Annotated in this window: 17 protein-coding genes; 5 read left to right on the top strand and 12 right to left on the bottom strand. The window is 55.0% G+C overall.

Annotation, left to right across the window (positions count from 1 at the left end; all coding sequences use genetic code 11):
* The first annotated feature begins 25 nt into the window (after positions 1–25).
* Positions 26–901: a MaoC family dehydratase gene (locus KZO34_RS15320; RefSeq protein ID WP_219477716.1), complete on the top strand. Its 876-nt coding sequence runs from the start codon at positions 26–28 to the stop codon at positions 899–901.
* A gap of 24 nt (positions 902–925) precedes the next feature.
* On the opposite strand, the gene KZO34_RS15315 is transcribed toward KZO34_RS15320, so the two are convergent.
* The 3 genes from KZO34_RS15315 to KZO34_RS15305 are packed head-to-tail and all read right to left on the bottom strand — an operon-like array spanning position 926 to position 5635.
* Positions 926–2515, bottom strand: coding sequence for an ATP-binding response regulator (locus tag KZO34_RS15315; RefSeq protein ID WP_219477715.1), 1590 nt, complete (start codon positions 2513–2515; stop codon positions 926–928).
* A 45-nt stretch (positions 2516–2560) separates the two neighbouring features.
* Entirely contained in the window at positions 2561–3187 is a 627-nt protein-coding gene (gene fixJ / locus KZO34_RS15310; RefSeq protein WP_219477714.1) for a response regulator FixJ, read from the bottom strand.
* Positions 3188–3226: 39 nt separating this feature from the next.
* Positions 3227–5635, bottom strand: a complete 2409-nt coding sequence (locus tag KZO34_RS15305) for a Lon protease family protein (protein WP_219477713.1) — start codon at positions 5633–5635, stop codon at positions 3227–3229.
* 221 nt (positions 5636–5856) lie between these two features.
* Here KZO34_RS15305 and KZO34_RS15300 point away from each other — a divergent pair, with 221 nt between their 5' ends.
* Together KZO34_RS15300 and KZO34_RS15295 are read left to right on the top strand one after the other, a co-directional pair.
* The gene (locus KZO34_RS15300; protein WP_219477712.1) at positions 5857–6234 is read left to right on the top strand and encodes a PilZ domain-containing protein; all 378 of its coding nucleotides are present in this window, start codon (positions 5857–5859) and stop codon (positions 6232–6234) included.
* A gap of 134 nt (positions 6235–6368) precedes the next feature.
* On the top strand, positions 6369–6782 hold the full coding sequence (locus KZO34_RS15295; protein WP_219477711.1) for a YidH family protein: 414 nt from the start codon (positions 6369–6371) through the stop codon (positions 6780–6782).
* A gap of 271 nt (positions 6783–7053) precedes the next feature.
* Here KZO34_RS15295 and KZO34_RS15290 read toward each other — a convergent pair whose 3' ends face one another.
* The 9 genes from KZO34_RS15290 to KZO34_RS15250 form a co-directional block, all read right to left on the bottom strand.
* Entirely contained in the window at positions 7054–7803 is a 750-nt protein-coding gene (locus KZO34_RS15290) for a trimeric intracellular cation channel family protein (RefSeq protein WP_219477710.1), read from the bottom strand.
* Between the two features lie 209 nt (positions 7804–8012).
* The gene (locus KZO34_RS15285; protein ID WP_219477709.1) at positions 8013–8339 is read right to left on the bottom strand and encodes a hypothetical protein; all 327 of its coding nucleotides are present in this window, start codon (positions 8337–8339) and stop codon (positions 8013–8015) included.
* A 204-nt stretch (positions 8340–8543) separates the two neighbouring features.
* Positions 8544–9527 carry a CobW family GTP-binding protein gene (locus KZO34_RS15280; RefSeq protein ID WP_219477708.1) on the bottom strand — a complete coding sequence of 328 codons (984 nt, stop codon included), beginning with the start codon at positions 9525–9527 and terminating at the stop codon, positions 8544–8546.
* A gap of 1 nt (position 9528) precedes the next feature.
* Positions 9529–11025: an amidohydrolase family protein gene (locus tag KZO34_RS15275; RefSeq protein ID WP_219477707.1), complete on the bottom strand. Its 1497-nt coding sequence runs from the start codon at positions 11023–11025 to the stop codon at positions 9529–9531.
* A gap of 51 nt (positions 11026–11076) precedes the next feature.
* Complete coding sequence (locus KZO34_RS15270; protein ID WP_219477706.1) at positions 11077–11568, bottom strand: DUF1269 domain-containing protein; 492 nt, start codon at positions 11566–11568, stop codon at positions 11077–11079.
* Between the two features lie 205 nt (positions 11569–11773).
* The gene (locus KZO34_RS15265; protein ID WP_219477705.1) at positions 11774–12166 is read right to left on the bottom strand and encodes a response regulator transcription factor; all 393 of its coding nucleotides are present in this window, start codon (positions 12164–12166) and stop codon (positions 11774–11776) included.
* Between the two features lie 37 nt (positions 12167–12203).
* The gene (locus KZO34_RS15260) at positions 12204–12899 is read right to left on the bottom strand and encodes a response regulator transcription factor (RefSeq protein ID WP_219477704.1); all 696 of its coding nucleotides are present in this window, start codon (positions 12897–12899) and stop codon (positions 12204–12206) included.
* Positions 12900–13045: 146 nt separating this feature from the next.
* On the bottom strand, positions 13046–14866 hold the full coding sequence (locus KZO34_RS15255; RefSeq protein WP_219477703.1) for a sensor histidine kinase: 1821 nt from the start codon (positions 14864–14866) through the stop codon (positions 13046–13048).
* An 85-nt stretch (positions 14867–14951) separates the two neighbouring features.
* Positions 14952–15986, bottom strand: coding sequence for an AI-2E family transporter (locus KZO34_RS15250; RefSeq protein ID WP_219477702.1), 1035 nt, complete (start codon positions 15984–15986; stop codon positions 14952–14954).
* A gap of 278 nt (positions 15987–16264) precedes the next feature.
* On the opposite strand from KZO34_RS15250, the gene KZO34_RS15245 reads away from it, so the two are divergent.
* Together KZO34_RS15245 and KZO34_RS15240 are read left to right on the top strand one after the other, a co-directional pair.
* Complete coding sequence (locus tag KZO34_RS15245) at positions 16265–16813, top strand: HdeD family acid-resistance protein (protein WP_219477701.1); 549 nt, start codon at positions 16265–16267, stop codon at positions 16811–16813.
* 122 nt (positions 16814–16935) lie between these two features.
* Positions 16936–17124: a phospholipase D-like domain-containing protein gene (locus KZO34_RS15240; protein WP_219477700.1), complete on the top strand. Its 189-nt coding sequence runs from the start codon at positions 16936–16938 to the stop codon at positions 17122–17124.
* The last annotated feature ends 160 nt before the right edge of the window (positions 17125–17284 follow it).

Here is a 17284-nt window from a genome sequence, read left to right as displayed (position 1 = left end):
AATCCTGCGCCGGGAGACAACCTCTATGCCCGATACCCTCATCTACCACCACACCCCACCAAGCCTGCTGCCCTTATATGCCCGGGCCTTGATGCCGAAGCCGGTTAAGGACAAAGACGATGTGACCATACCGGCGCTGTCCGCAAGGCTTCTGGGCGCCAGCACTTCCAGCGATGCCCTGGTGCGTTATGAAAAGATCTGCGGTTTCACCCGGAGTACCCGGACTCCCTTGACCTGGCCGCATGTTATGGCGTTCCCGCTCCACCTCAAGCTGCTGACGGATAAGGCCTTTCCACTGCCGCTCCTGGGCCTGGTCCACCTGCGCAATACCATTACCCAGTACCGTGAAATCGGCGCGGGCGAAACGCTTGATCTGAGCGTGCGTCTCGGCAAACCGGAGCGCACCGACCGGGGTATCGAGTTCGACCTGATAACCGAGGCCTACGCGGCAGGCAAGCTGATCTGGGAAGAGTCCAGTGTCACCCTCTTCCGGCAAGCAGCAAAAGAATCCGGGGCCCGCAGCAAGTCCACTCCTCCGGAACTTGAGCAGTATCCCAACACTCTCAACGTTAACGCGCCGGAATCCATTGGCCGCCAGTACGCCCGAGTCTCGGGCGATAGCAATCCCATCCACATGCACGCGCTCAGCGCCCGGGCATTCGGCTTCCCTAAAGCGATCGCCCACGGCATGTGGAGCAAGGCCCATGCACTGGCGTTGCTGGAACAACAGGAAGGTTGGAAGTCAGGCGCCTTGCGGGTGACCTGCCAGTTCAAGAAGCCACTGTTCCTGCCCGGAACGGCGCAACTGAACTGGCAGTCGGGCCGGTCAGGCTGGGACTATCAACTATTGAACTCGAAGGGCGATGCCCCGCATCTCAGCGGCCGCATCGAATGGCTGTAACAAAGGCCCCCGGAAGTCTGGCGTTCAGGCTTCCCGGACGCTTGAGGCAGGCTCGGGAGCACAGGACGCTCCGTCTGCGCCAGCGACGGGCAGAGTGAAGTAGAAGCAGGCGCCCCCATCTTCGGGGCGTTCGAAGCCAATGTCCCCGCCCTGGGCCTGAATCAGGGAGCGGCAGGTGGCCAGACCGATCCCCATACCTTCGTCCTTGGTGGTATAGAACGGCAGAAACAGCTTGTCCTCGGCGTCCGCCGGCAAACCCACGCCGTGGTCGCGCACCTGTACCCGGACGCAACTCGAACCCAACAACTCGGCACTCACCTCAACCGGAGTCGAGGCGTTGGCACTTCGCGTGGCTTCCAGCGCATTGCGGATCAGGTTCAGGGCGACCTGCTGAACCTGGATCGGATCGGCTGCCACATCCGGCAGCGAGTCAGGCACCGACAGCTCAATGCCGCCCTCGTTGTTGCGCATATCGACTTCCGCGAACTGGCGGGTGTCCTCCAGCAACGCCGGTACCGAAATAATTTCCTTACCGGTCGCAGGCTTCTTCATGAAACGACGGATACGGCGGATAATCTCGCTGGCGCGATGGGACTGGGCCTCGATCTTGTCCAGGGTCTCACCCAGCAGACCGAGATCGGGCGCCTCCTTGCTCATCATGCGTTTGGAAACCCGGGCATAGTTGGTGATGGCTGTAAGCGGTTGGTTCACCTCATGGGCAAAGCCGGCTGCCATCTCTCCCATGGTGGTCAGTCGCGAGGCGTGCGCCAGCTGGTCCCTTTGCTCCTGCACCAGTTCACGAGCCTCTTCCAGGGCCGCCTCGCTCTCAAGTTCGGCAGTAATGTCCCTGAACACGACCACAGCGCCATGCAGTTCGTCGTTATCGAGCTTCGGAGTGGACCGGTATTCAGCGGGAAAACCACTGCCGTCCGGCCTCGACATCCGGATGTTACGCTGATTCTCTGCCATGCCCTGGCAACACGTGGACTGAACAGGCAGCCCGTCGGGACCGTCACCGCAGGTCGCGAAATGCGCCTCGAAAAAATTGCGACCAATCAGCTGGTCGACCGGACAACCCATGATTTCCGCCGCGGCCGGATTGGCAAATTCGATAACGCCGTTCTCATCCAGGCCGTAGATGCCTTCACTGATGGAATTGAGAATCCGCGCCTGATCACCCCGCAGTTCCCGGTTGCGAGCCTGCAACTCCCGCTCGAGACGGATGACCCGGGCGTGGGTTTTAACCCGTGCAATCACCTCAAGGGACTGGAACGGCTTGGAAATGTAGTCGGCGCCGCCGAGGGAAAAGCCCTTCACCTTGGCCTGCAGGTCGTCCAGGGCAGACAGAAACACCACGGCACAATCCGCCGTCGCCGGATCCGCCTTGAGGCGCTCACACACCTCGTAGCCGTCCATGTCCGGCATCATGATATCCAGCAGGATCACTTCGGGTTGATGGCGGTGGGCCAGGTCCAGGGCCTTTTCACCTTCGTTGGCGATCAACAGGCGGTAGCCCTTGTCTTTCAGGGTCTCATAGAGGACTTTGAGGTTCTGCGGATTGTCATCCACAAGCAGAACCGTCACCTCCGAGTTCTCACTGACAACTTCAGTCATATAAACGGGGCCGGTTAAAAAGGTCACCGTATGATGCCGACAGGATCACCGGGCGTCGATAAGGTCCTTTACGGACAGGACCATACGAACCAGGTGCGCCAGGGAATGGGTTCCCATCTTGTGCATGACCCGGGAGCGGTGAATTTCAACCGTCCGCTGACTGATTTCCAGTTCGATCGCGATGACCTTGTTGGCCTGCCCCGCAATCATCCGGTCCATGATCTCGTGCTCGCGGGGAGTAAGGCTTTTAACGCGACGAATGATTTCCTGTTTTTCATCAAGGGTCTTGCGCTGCTCAAGGTCCTGCGCCAACGCCGCCTCGATTTTCTCCAGCAGAGCCTCTTCACGGTAGGGCTTCTGGATAAAGTCCACGGCACCCTCTTTCATGGCGTCCACCGCCATGGGGACATCGCCGTGTCCGGTCACGAAAATGATAGGCAGAATGGAATGCTTTTCGTTCAGCTTCTTCTGAAGCTCCATGCCATCCATGCCTGGCATGCGGATATCCAGCACGATGCATCCGGCCATCTTGTCGGAATAGTCCTTGAGAAAGGACGTTGCACTCTCATAGGTTTTCACCGGTTTGCCGTCGGATTTCAGCAGCAGCTCCAGTGAATCACGAACCGCCTCATCGTCCTCTACCACGTATACCGTCTGCTGGATATCAGTCATCTGTGTGTTCTCTCCTGTCCACTTTCTTGTGATGTCCGGTCAGTGAATTGACGGATCTTTATGATCATCCCGGGCGTTCTCCTGGCGCTCATGCTCCCGCATTTTCTCCAGCCTTTGCTGGATAATGCCAAAAACGCTCTGTTTCGGGTACCTGCCCTTGTCGTCCGCCTTGCCGGCAGGCTTGCCTAACAAGAGGGTGACAGCCTCTTCCAGCCGGCTGACGGAATAGACAGCAAACCGACCCTCACGCGCAGCCTTGACCAATTCGCTGTCCAGCATCAGGTTCTGAACATTGGTACTGGGCACAATAACGCCCTGGGTACCGGTGAGACCGCCTTTTAACTGGCAGGTTGCAAAGAATCCCTCAACCTTTTCGTTCACTCCGCCAATGGGCTGAACCTCACCGAACTGATTAACCGAGCCGGTAATGGCCAGATCCTGCCGGACCGGGATCTCGGCCAGCGACGAGATCAGGGCGCAGAGTTCGGCCAGGGAGGCGCTGTCACCATCCACCTCTCCGTAGTTTTGTTCGAAGGTCAGGCTGGCAGAAAGGTGCATCGGGTCAGTGATGGCAAAGTGCGAGGCCAGCCAAGAACTTAGAATCATCACGCCCTTGGAGTGGATGTTGCCGCCCAGCTTCACATCCCGCTCAATATCCATCACCGCCCCATCTCCATAGTAGCAGGTTGCGGTGACCCGGTTGGACAGCCCGAATTCGAAGCCACCAGTGGACAGCACCGACAACGCGTTCACCTGCCCGATGCAGGTGCCGCTGGTGCTCACCAGCGTCGACCCATCGCGGATGGAATCGTAGAACTGGTCACGAATACGGCTGCTGCGGTATTTGGCACTTTCCAGCGCCCGCTCCACGTGCACATCCTGAATCAGTTTGGCGCCCGCCTGACGCGCCCAGAAGTCGGACTCGCGAAGCAGATTGGCAATATCGGCAGCGTGCAGAGAAAGGCGATCCTGATGCTCCGCCATCCGCGAGCTGTGCTCAATCACCCGTGCCACCGCCTTGTTGGAACAGTGCAGCAGCTTCTTTTCACTGACCAGGCTGGCGATGAACTTGGCGTACAGGAGCTGACTGTCATCGGAACGGTACATCTCATTCTCGAAATCCGCGGTTACCCGGAACAATTCGGCAAACTCCGAATCGTATTCCTGCAACAGCATCCAGGTTTCCCGATCCCCGAACAGCACGATCTTCACATCCAGAGGCACCGCCTCCGGTTCTATCGAGATGGTGCCGGAGAGGGTCAGCTCGCGTTCCAGTGAATTAATCTGGATGGATTTGGATCGCAACGCACGCTTGAGACCATCCCAGACAAAGGGCTGCTCAAGCACCTTGATCGCATCCATCAGCAGGTAGCCGCCGTTAGCCCGATGCAGACTGCCCGGCCGAATCAGAGAGAAGTCGGTGAATACGGTGCCCTTGTAGGTCACGTTCTCCACGTACCCGAACAGGTTGTGGTAGGTCGGGTTATCCTCGACCACCACCGGCACTTCGTTTGTCTTCTGGTGCACCAGGAGGTTCACCAGATAACGCCGGGGCATTTTCTTATCGAGGGAGGCATAGGCGATGGCGGCCTGTTCGTCGTCATCGTCCAGGAAGATATCCAGGTTTTCGGCCAGGTCAGCCCGTACCGATTCAAAGAAGGAAACCACGTCGGGGAGGTCTCGGTACTTCTCCTCAAGCTCGTCGATCTGATGGCCCGAAATCCCCTCAAGGGTCTCTTTGTTGAGCGCCTGCTGCTTGTCAGCGTATTCTTGTTCCCAGTCCGCCAGTTTGCGCAGCGCCTGCCTCAGCTTCTTTTCCAGCTTGTTGATCGAGTCTTCAAACTTGTCGCGCTGTTCCTCGGTCAAGGCCTGAAAGGACTCCGCCGTATGCGGCTCCTCCCCGTTCATGGCGACGAGGCGGTAACCGCCGGGTGTGGTCACCGTCAGGCTGACTTTCTTGCGCTTGGCCTGGGCGGCCACCTTCTCCAGTTCGTCTTCCTGCTTCTTGCCGTATTCGTTCTTGAGCTGCTCGGAGCGTTCCAGGAAGCTGTCGCTGTCGAAGGTCTGCGGAATCACCTTCACCAGCCGGCTCATCAGTTTTTCCATGTCCTGCTTGAGCTGCGTGCCCTTACCCGCTGGCAGCTGAAGCAGCCTCGGGACCCGTGGCTCCTCGAAGTTAGCAACGTAGCACCAGTCGTGACTCTGCTGATCCGTATCCACGTGGTGTTCAAGGTAGCGCAGCATCATGGTGCGCTTACCCAGGCCATTACGCCCCACCGCGTAGACGTTGTAGCCGCCATGGGGCATTGCCAGGGCAAACCGGACGGCCTCCTGGGCACGGTTCTGGCCAACAATTTCGGCCAGCGGCTCCAGTTGCCGGGTGGTTTTGAACGGCAAGTCTTTCAGAACACAGGATTTGTAGAGCTGGTGCAGAGACAGTGACTTCAAGGTACGGTCCTGTAACGGTTGAATCATTGGCCGGTCATTGTAGATTCTGCAGCCGCCCCTGTCGCGTTCCCGCACAAGTTTTCTGCCCGGCTGGCAGCCCCTTACGGAAGTGTTAGCCAGTTCACACTTTCATGAACGGTCATTTTTCAGACAGATGTCCCAGAACTACACTTCCTCTCCCTGGCCACATAAAGACAAGAAAACGCAATGGACGCACCTTTATGACGAGTCATTCGACCGATCGCAGAATCAAGGATCGCTATCCAGCGTCTTGCCTTCAGGTTCAATTACGGGAGCGGGGCTTTTTCGGACGCGCCAGGCAGGCCATGACCGTCACCTGCCTGGATCTGAATCGTTATGGTATGGCCGTGCTCTGCCCCCGGCCGATGGACCCGGGCACTCGACTGTTCATGGATTTCGACGGCAAATACATCCGGGAAACCCGGGTAGGTGCCCGCGTTGTGGAGTGTCAGCCGTATCAGGCCGGCTATCGGATCAGCGTTCAATTCAGTTACTGCCTGGACAAAAAGGGATACTCACGCGCCGCAGACAACGCCTTGTCCCGGATCGAAGGCTTCTACAACCGATTGGCCAGCTGAAACTTCCTGAGAGCGAACAACGCCGCAAGCTGCCCTTTCTTGATCACCTAACCTATACTCCATTAACTCACATTGATCAAAGAACGGGACGCATAGAAGGCCCTATGCGTGCGAGTTACAGCGGGAAAACGAGCATGGCGACCAAGCCGCGCAGTTCCAATGATCTTTCGGAGGAACGCACCGACCTCTCGTTGGAGCGCACCGCCCTGGCTGCCACGCGCACCCTTCTGGCTTGGATTCGCACCGGACTGTCACTGATTGCCTTCGGTTTCACCATCTACGAATTCCTCAAGGTATTTGCATCAAGGCCAATGACCGATGCAATCAGCTCCCATGGACCGCGACGTATTGGGCTCTTTTTGATTGCCCTGGGTGTGATCTCAATAGCCTTTGGAACCTTGGAATACTGCCGGATGATCGCGCAACTAAATCAGTTAACTTCACGTCCCTATCGGATGATAAACGCAAGTGCAATCATGGGTTTCTCTATTGGGCTGCTCGGCGTGTTTCTCTTTATTACCATTCTTCTGAATACCGAGGTAATCTGAGTTTTGCGGCGGCATCTGCTGGATGAAGGGTGCAACTTATTGTTTTGGATCTTCCACCGATTCCTCAGATCTATCGAAAAACTTCTTTTGTATGCTTTGATTATTTTCGACAAAACCGCTTCGAAGACACTGAACCCATCGGCGTATTCGATGCCAGGCCTCACATCGCGCAACAATTTCAGAAGCTTTACAAAGAACCCCAGGAATTAGACCCGCCCTCTGAATCAAGACAGCCCAACCTTCCATTTCAGTCCGAACCGTTCATTTGCAATCATGTGTTTCCTGGGTTGGTGGTAAGCCACTCAGGAACTTGAATTTTCCAATGAATAACGGCGGCTCGCATCAAGAAGATTCCAAACGTACAGACAGTGCCGATGAGTGGGCCGAAATCAGGAAAATAGACAAACAGAATATAAAATGCGGTGCAGCCCGCGGCGACTGGTACGGCGTAAAGCTCCCGATCCATCAGCAGAGTCTTATTGCCCGCCAGCACATCGCGTAACAGGCCACCACCAATAGCCGTGGTTATGCCCAACAAGATTGGGCCCAGAGGCATCGCAAATTCAGCAATCATCACTTTCTGGGTGGTCTGAACCGCGAACAGGGAAATGCCCATCCCGTCGACGTATAACATCAAGGAATAGATTTCTTTTACCGTCATCGTCTTATTGACAACGAACGCCGCCAAACTCGCAGCCAGGCTCACCCAGACGTAAGCCAAATCCAGCGCCCAGAACACCGGCACACCAAGAATCACGTCACGTATCGTGCCACCGCCAATCGACGTAATCAGCCCCAAGACGCAAGCGCCAAAAATATCGACACCCTGGCGGGCAAGGGCCAGAACTGCCGTTACAGAGAATGCGACGGTCCCGGCCATGCCAACCACGTATTGAAGCCCGGTAACCTTAAGAACCGCGTCAAGATTCGCCTCTGGATCGGTAACGGGAACGGCCGCCAGCACCAAACCGCCAAAACAAATCAATGCCATCACCGTAAGAACACACTTTCGGATGCGCATGACATTGCCCCCAGTTCCAGGTTTTGAAGGCCAATCCAACCTACAACAGCTCTTTTACTAAAATACCCGTCATTAAGCGCCCCTTTTTGTTAGTGTAAACATTGATCTTTACGTGCCGAAGATGGGGCAATTTTTGGCATCTCCGGCACGTTCTCCAATGAGGGATTTGATTTCATAAGGGCAAACGCCCTCACTGTCCCTCTCAAGCGTCAGTCGACGAGATCAAGAGCTTCGTCGTATTTGTCGAGGGCTTTATCGTAGTGCTTATCGGCCTTGTCTAAATTGCCATCTGCCCACTCATCAATCGCTTTCTGCAACTCCTTGTTGCCATCGTCCAGCAGCTTACCGGCTTTGACTTCGGCGTCAGCCTCAGCCTTCCCCAGGTGATCAGCGGCGATAGCAAATTTATCAAGTGCTTTGCTGTAATGGCTGGCAGCCGAATCGGCATTACCCTCTGCCAGAGCCTTGTCGGCCTTCTGACACTGTCTAATGCCCTTGGACGCATCGGCCCAGGCACGATAGATCTGGTAGTTCATACCCATGCTCTTTCTCCTCATTGATCCGCGTTCATCACTGTTACTTGCATTCAGATCCCACGTTAAAAAAACTGGTTTGAGCAACCGGCACGCCGTAGCGCGAAACGCGAGTACAGCACCCATGCCTGAGCAAACATTTTCGGCTTTTTTCGAGCGAAACCGGGCATCGCACTCGAAAACACGAACTAATTGCCAATCGCGCGTCTAGACAGACTCCCGTATCGACGCCCCGGCCAACTGCTCCTTCAGCCAGACCGCATCCACACCACCCCGCGCTCCTATAAAGACAATCTGTGTGGCCGGCCGGCGTTCGCCCCAGGGCTGACCAATCGTCAGTGCGGCGCGCTTTCCGGTTGCTTGAAGCACACAGGGGTGTTCCGGCTTCTCCGCCAAATTGATGATGCCTTTGACACGAAACACCGTTTTTGGCAGCCGCCTGAGCAGAGTATGTAATCTTTGAACTGGCAAAGGGATGTCACTTTCAAAGGTGTAGGTATCAAAGGGTGGTTCATCATGACGCCGGGCGCCGTCGTTATTGCGTAAGACTGCACCCCGCTCCAGTTCTGCGGCGCCTCCGATATCAAACAGCAATTCCAGCGGAACCCGGCCATGGACGGATTCAATAACCCGCGCGTGCGGCGCGAGTGTTTGCAGCCATTCCATCGCTCGACGGCGCCCACCCTCATCGACCAGATCGGTTTTGTTCAGGATAATCACATCGGCCGCATAAACCTGACAGCGGGCGAGGTTCAGCATGTCGCCTTCCAACGTCGGTGCCAGCTCAGCATCGACCACTGTGACGACGCCCTCCAGCGGAGCAAAGGGCTTGAGGTCAGGATCATTGAAGGCATTAGCAACCTCAAACGGGTCCGAAACCCCAGATGTCTCGATGATAATGTGATCAGGCTGAGGCCGGCGTCGCACCAATCGCGCTGCAGATACCTGCAAACCGGCACTGAGGCTGCAGCAGATGCATCCGTTCGCAAGGCTGATCACCTCGCCTTCACGATTTTCAATCAGTGCCTCATCGATGTTGACGGCACCGAAATCGTTCACAAGCACAGCAATCCTCCTGCCATGTTTGCCAGACAGGATGTGATTGAGAAGGCTGGTTTTGCCCGCGCCGAGAAAACCGGTGATGATCGTGACGGGAACCGGTTCCAGCTGCGGTGGGGCTGTCGCATCCACGTCAAACCTGCCTTCGTATCGGACGGCCAGGCTTGGCGTCACCAATGCGCTCGCCTTCCTCAATGATCGGCACGCCATTGACAACAACGTGTCGCTGGCCCGACGATAGTTGAGCGGGCGCGACGAAGGTCGCGTTGTCTTTAATGGTGTTCAAATCGAAAACGATCACATCAGCGTCGCAGCCCACCTGTAACCGTCCTTTTTTCTTCATCTGAGGAACAAATTCCTCAAGAACCTGCGCTGGTATCAGGGTGGTTTTGCGTACCGCATCCAATAGCGAAAGTACCTGGCGCTCCCTCACCCAAATAGCAAACAACCTTGAGAAACACCCTGCACTCCGCGGATGAGAAAATGCATCGTCAGGCAGCGGCCACACCTCACCCTCCAGGAATGCACCGTTCGCGTCAGACCATGGGGTACAGTCCGAGGCGATGGCGCCGCCCGGGTACAGAACCGCTTTGTCAAGCAGCTTCATGTCATCGGGCTCTTCCTCTTCGTGAAGGAAATGAAACACCACGACACTTCCCGGCCCACTGCTCTGGAGTTCCTCAATTTTTTCCTTCGTCAATGCCTTACCCCGAAGCTCCATCGCACTGTATTCGTCGCCCCCGAAACGGGTCAGCCACTCGGGACCACGAAAGAACTCCGCGCCAATGGCTGTGCACAGCGCGCCATAAGTGTAGGCCTCGACGGTGATCGGTATGTTCCGACTCTCCGCTCGCTGAAGTAACTCGGTCGCATCGTCCAGGTCCCTCCCGCAAACGCTGTTAATGTGGCAAATGTGCATGTGAGCACCGGTAATCGCCGCAAGGCCAATCTGCTCGCCCAGTGCCTCGAAGGAACTGCGCGGCTCCAGTGTGCTCATGTAGCGGTCATGGGTGAAGGTTGCGACGCCGTGCTTGAACGCCAATTTAGCAAGCTCATAATACTCCTTACGGCCCATGCCCGGCGCATAACCGGCATTAACCGACACGCCAATTCCTCCCTGATTCAGGCCCTCTTCGACCAGGTCAATAATTTGCTCCAGTTGCTCCGGAGAGGGCACGTCTGTCTGCCAACCGCTCAGGGAGAAGGCATTTTGAAACCACTTGAGTGTTCCATCCGGTTTGCCCGCTTTAGGCTGCAAGACCTGCACCCGGGCGAAACTCCAGGCTGAACCAAGGCCGTAGTTTATTGGCCGTCCCTCCTTCGCCATGCGCTCATAGGCAACATCTACCGGGAGCAAGCCCGACTCAAGCTCCAGTGCTGTGGTTACGCCATCAAACGCCTGAACCCAAGCGGCCGGCAATTGCTGGGCATGGCTGTGGATGTCAATAAAACCGGGTGCAACGATGTGCCCTGTGGCATCCAGTGTTTTGACGCCTTCCAACGGATCTTCGGATACCGCTGCAATCTGCCCATCTGTGATGCCAACGTTGCGCACCGCTTCCAGCTCAGTTTCCGGGTCGACCACCCGACCACCACTGATAACCAGATCAAATTGTTGTGTGTTTCCCATGGTGGCTCTCCCCAAAGGTTACAGCGTGAAGTCAATGTTCTCTATATGCGCCTATACGCTCTCCAAGACCTGACGAAGGGCTTCTTCACTATCTTTCTTGAGCGATGTTCTAAGCACCTTGCCTTGGCCGGCAAACTCCTTGAGCCCCTCCAGCACCTTATCTGTGGTGGCTTTTCGAATAAGCACGAACAGTCCGGAGCTTCCCGGCGTGAAGCCGCTCGCTACCTCTTTCATCATCTGATCATCAATTCCAATATCCGAGAGTTTTCCTGCAAGCGCTCCTGAACCGGCACCGATGGCCGCGCCCAACAGAGGATTGAAGAAAATCAGACCGAACAGGACCCCCCAGAAGCCGCCGTTTACAGCTCCCGCGGCTGACAGGTTCATCGACTGGTGGAGTTTGACTTTTCCCTTCTCGTTCTTGGTCACCACAACGCAATCATCCATCTCGATAAAGTACTCTTTCTGCATCTTTGCTAACGCTGCCCGCATGTCGAAGGCTGTTGTCTCATCGTCGAAAATCACTGCTACCAAGTCGCTCATTGGATTCTCCTTTCTTTCATTCGGCAGGACAGGCGTCGAGACCCGCTTCCACAGTGGCTTCGTCGAGAAATCCGGCCGCACCAAACGGAGTATTGCGGTGTTCTGGGCCGCCTCCTGTGAACCGATCATGCGCTGGTGCTGCTACAGCAGTCGGTTAGTTGTTGGCCAGAGTAGTTTCGAACACAAACAGCGAACAAGAGTCCCTTTAGGGACCTGTGGAAACGGAAATCAGGTCTCTGATAACCGAGAGCAGCACCTCAGCCACTTCTTGCTTGTGCATGAAAACCATCCTGGAACTGTCCACTTCAGCCCCATAGGCTGACACTGCATCTTCCTCCGCAGACAGAAATATCACCGGTGCGGATATGCCTTCATCGCAGAGGCGTCGATAAAGATCGATCCCGGACGTGCCGTTCAGTTGAATATCGAAAATAAGACAATCAAATTGCGGGCGTTTCTTGTCTTGCAAGAACGCCCCTCCGGAAAGAAAGGTGACCGGTTGGTAATCGGCAGCCTGTAATAATCGAGCGAGAGAACGGCACATGCTCTCGTCATCGTCGACGACTGCAATGTAGGTTTTGCTGGGTGGGCTACGCATACTGGAGATTACGGTAAACCCGAAGCGGAGGAACTGACTAGCGTCCCCTTGGGGACCCCTGGATTTTCAGGGCACCTGCCTCGCCTTTGAGCGCGTTGGCGGTAACATCCTCGAGCTCGACAGTGATGCCAAGCTCCATCGACAGCCTCGCCAACTGTGGGACTGAGGCAACATTGAGTTTCCTCATAAAGTTGGTCCGATGACGTTTAACCGAACGCTCATCAATGCCAAGGTCCCCGGCAATCTGTTTATTCAACCGGCCCCGTAAGACATGCAGAAGCACCTCTTTTTCACGAGGCGTTAATTTTGAATAGCGATCAAGTAGCTGGGCCTCACGATGACGCTTTTGCTTGTTTTCAGCATCGTGTGCCAATGCACGCACAATGGCCGCCAGCAGTTCATCCTTGGGCATTGTTTTCAATAAAAAATCCTCAGCACCATTGCGAATGGCGCTGACGCTGGCATGGATATCGCGGTGGCCAGTAAAAAAAATAATGGGCAGGGGGTTTCCAGATTGCGCGATCTGCCGTTGCATGGTCAGGCCATCCATGCCGGGCATTTTCAAGTCGGCAATCACACAGCCGTGGCTGACTTGGGGACAGTTCTCGAAAAATTCGGATGCTGAACCGTAGGCTTCTACAACGTAGCCCTCAGCCCGCAAGAGTCGGGAAATGCCCAGCAGGAAGGAGTCGTCGTCATCCACGACGTACACGGTAGGCGTTAATCCGTTCAAAGGAATTATCCTTGACCAGACAGGCTTGTCTCGTCGATGCCGCTTCGGTTAAGGAGAGTAGTATACGACCTTGGCAAAATCAAAACCCCCTCGCCCGTGTTTCTCAGCTCACCGCAACGTGCCGCTGGAACCTGCCTGGGGCTTGATCAGGCTATCTTCAATGTGAAACGAAAACGCGCACCACCCTGAGGCAGATTTTCAGCCGAGATTTTTCCTCCCTGGGTCTCCAATATCGTTTGCGATAACGAAAGCCCCAGCCCGATCCCCTGGGCTTTCGACGTCACAAATGGTGTGAACAACCGGGGAAGCAAGTCCCGCTCTATTCCTACCCCATAATCGACAATGGCTACTTCTACGGAATCGTCCCCGGATCGGTATGCGCTGATAAGGATTTGAGCCCGATCTCTTCGCAATTCATCAGGTAGTAGTGCTATGGAATCAAAGCTATTCGACAAGAGATTTAAAAAGACTTGCTGTAACTGAATGCGATCACCCGTCACTGCGGGTAAATCCGGAGATATATCCAGCGCATAGTGCATATTGCGTAACTGGAACTCAGTTTTCAGCAGCTCAATGACCTGACCAACAAGCTCGTCGACCCTGATCGGTTCAAACTCCAGATGTCCGCACTTCAGCATCGCGCGCATGCGCTCAATCACGGAGGAAGCACGTTGTTCGTCCTTCTTGATATCCCTGATGATCTCTGTTATTTCGTCTAAGTCTGGCGGATCCCGTTGGAGAAATAACTCCGCAGCTTCGGAGTTACGCAGAATCGCGCCGAGCGGCTGATTGATCTCATGGGCGAGAGCTGACGACAGTTGCCCCATGGTGGAAACCCGCTGCATATGAGCCAACTCTATACGCTCTTCCTGCAGTTGGGCTTGAACCCTCTTTTGCTCGGTAATGTCGATTGAAACACAGCGAACGAGTAGCGAATGATCTTTGGCATCACGTTCGACTCGGCCGCGAAGTGCCATCCAGCGAGGAGAATCCGACCCGGTCAGGCGAAATTCCAGATCAATCTCCTGTTTGCGTTCCACTGCCTCGAGCAACGCTGTGCGCACCTTATCGACATCTATCGGATGCACCTTCTGAAAAACGCGATCGATGCCAGCGCTGAAATTCTCTGACACTCCAAGCATTTTTTTTCCGACGTCGTTGAACCAAACCTTATCGCCATGAAGATCCCACTCCCAGAGCCCCAACTTGGCGCTCGCGACAACGAGCCCCATACGCTCCTGAGTTTGTTTCAACTCCTTGGCCAAATCATTCCCGCGAATCAAATCTGTTCCCAGTTCATAAGCCATTCCAACCAGGACAATCAGGATCAGGAGCCCTTGCATATAGGGCACAATAAGCAGGGAGTGACTGTTCATTTGGGAGATCGCAATGCCCAGCAATGCCGATATGGTAATAGTGACACTGATAACCATGCCTCGGCGCCCAAGCCCCTCTCGGCGTAGGCTGCTGGATGCATCAAGGGCCAGTAACACAAGCAATACAGGTGGGACACCAAGAAGATACGCCAAAGGCCGGTGACTGCCGACCGGAACCGCTATGGTTTCCCCGAAGACACTGGCGAGCTTCAAACCGGAAATCTCATAAAAGTTCAAGTTGGGACTGACGAGAAAATTGGCAGCTAACAGGGCTACTTGCGAAACAGCGAGTAAACATAACAGCCATGATCGTGTTGGATTCATGTGGAAACGGATAAAAAAGCCCAATGCGATCAACATGACGGCGATGGGCAGGTGCATCATCCAAAGCCAGTACCCGATGTTTTCCGGAGTCTGGGCATACATCATTTTCAACTCGATAAGGATGGTGGCGGCAGCCATCAGGGAGGCAAGGGAAAATGCGAGGTTTGCCCAGGAGATGCGGGATTTGAACCAGACCAGAAAATGCACTGCGGCCAGGGTGAGGCATCCTCCCCCGGCGGCTGACCAAATGATGGTGATCCAACTCATGGATTAAAGCGTCCTGCAGCCAGGCCTTGGGATTGATACGTCCGGTCCAGTTCAGTGGGCCAGGGACTTTGTACACGCCACAAGGCTAAGGGAATGTATTGCTCGAATCCTCGTCGTCAAGCTTTCCGTCACTTGAGAAAAGAACGGCGATCCATCGTGTAGCAGGGATTTCAGCGCAAACGACCATAACCACCACCATCATCGGCACCGCCAGGAAGGCGCCAATGCCGCCCCAGAGGGTCGCAAAAAAAGTCAGCGAAACCATGACCATGAACGTGCTGAGGTTAAGCGAGCGGCCCTGCATCGACGGTTGAATAATGTTCCCGATAATCTGGTCGGCCACCCCATATCCGAAAAGGACGATCAGGAATGGCGTAAAACTATCGAATTGGACCAAAGCAACGAGGCACGGAAGTGCTACGCCGATGAATGCGCCAATGTTCGGAATGAACCCAACAACGAAGACGGTGAACGCCAGGAGCGGAGCGAAGTCCAGGCCAATCGCGGAAAAAATCAGAAAGGCAACCGTGCCGCTCATTGCGCTGGTAACCGCATTGACCCACATATACTGCTTGACCCCATCCGCGATGCGATGAAGGATTTTCGTGGCCGTTTCTGCCCCCTGTTTTGTCGCTGCCATTCGGGGAATTTTCGCGACCCACTTTGTGCGTTCAGAGATCAGAAACACTAGATACAGCGAAATCAGCGCAACGAGCGACAGCGCTCCTCCCAGTTGACTAGCTGCCCCAGCTAACCAGGGCGTCAGATCGATCCTTGAAATCCCCCGTTCAACGGCATCGACAATACTGGGGCCTAAAATGGTTTCCAATTGACCCGCCAGTAGCGACAAACGCTCCTGGTATCGTGGCAACGCCTCCTGCACGTTTGCCGCAGAGTCGGAGACCACAATCCCAAAAAACAGAATTCCAGAAATGATCATCACGGCGCTAATGAGATGCGCCAGCCAAACAGGTGGTGACCAGCCCAGGAGCCGAATGTCGCCAATGCGATCCACCAGTGCAGACGCCAAAATAAAGATCAGGCCCGTGATTGCCAATGGAATAAGAAACCCCCGCCCATACCAGAGCACGCCAACCACGATCGGCAGAGCTACAGTCATCTTGAACCAAACAGATTCTGATCTGGGTGACGATGGCTTCGAGTTCATAGCAGTCCTTGACGATACTTGCTATTGGTTTTCTGCTGGCATGGTGGAGCTTTTAGTAATAGCCAACTTTTCGCTAACCTGCATTGCACAATGAGTCGCATTCAGCAATTCAAAGAATCTATGACTATCATTGAGAAAGGCCTGTAGGGCTAGGCGGAGGCGATCTTGGCTGGTGCCATGCACCACACAGGGCGCCACCTGGATAGATACACGCGACAAAGGGGCCAGTCGTGAGAATCAACCATTCGACCAAATATTTCTGGTTAGGGCTGCTAACCATGGCGCTGGGTGTCGTTGTTCTATTAAATGCCGTCTTTGCATCTGCTGCCATCGTCTATGTGACGGGAATTTTTCTTTTGCTTGGCGGTGCTTTTCAAATTGCCTTGGGGTTTGGGAACGACGAGACCGGGCGCAAGCTATTGAACTGGGGTCTGGGCGCGCTCACTGTATTTCTCGGCTGGTCCTTCATGGCTAATCCCCTGGCAGGAGTCATTTCTCTCACCACCCTCCTGCTGCTACTCCTGGCGGCAAGTAGTTTCGTTCAGATTGGGTTTGCCTTTCGTGTAAAGCAGATCAAGGGCACTCAGTTCTTTTGGCCCCTCCTACTAGCAGGATTGATTTCCTTGGCATTGGCCATCGTTCTTTTGGCCTCGCCCGGAGCCACGATGGCTCTGCTCGGCGCTTTGCTTGGGCTGCACATGCTGGCAGCTGGAGCCAGTCTGACTATCATGGGGATGTTTATCAGGAAGATCTCGGACCAAAGGCCCACAGTACCTTGAGGCCCCTTTGAGCCCTTGCAAAAAAACACTCCAGATCGCGTTGGCCTCAGTAAGCACCATGGCGCGACGGGTATCAAAGCGATCGGCGGCTGTCGGAACTTGATCTCGTCCGAGGCAACGCCGTGGAGTTGCTGGTCGATGGCGAGGCCACCTTCGACAGCATCCTTGAGGGATTCGCCACCCAGATGGAAGCCATGTTCGAACAGGACTTTGACCACTCAGAGCCTATCGATGCTGATAGCCTGGAAGATCGGCCCATCTGGTGGCGACTGGGGGTAAAGTTATCGAGGCTCGCATCACCCGTGCTATAGATTTTCCGGACCAGGTACACAATTCAGACGATGAGCGGTTATTTTTTGACCATATCAGATTTGAGTCTATATTTTTTTGAGGTGCTCCAGAGTTGAGTTGTCTGAGTCTAACGCATTGGCGCTGAGTACTACGCTGTTCTAATTTCCGGATCCACTAAGG

Origin of the sequence: Marinobacter sp. F4206 (assembly GCF_019392195.1) — a bacterium.
Lineage (GTDB): Bacteria > Pseudomonadota > Gammaproteobacteria > Pseudomonadales > Oleiphilaceae > Marinobacter.
Note: the sequence above shows the minus strand (reverse complement) of the source record. Positions and strands in the feature narration are given on the sequence as shown.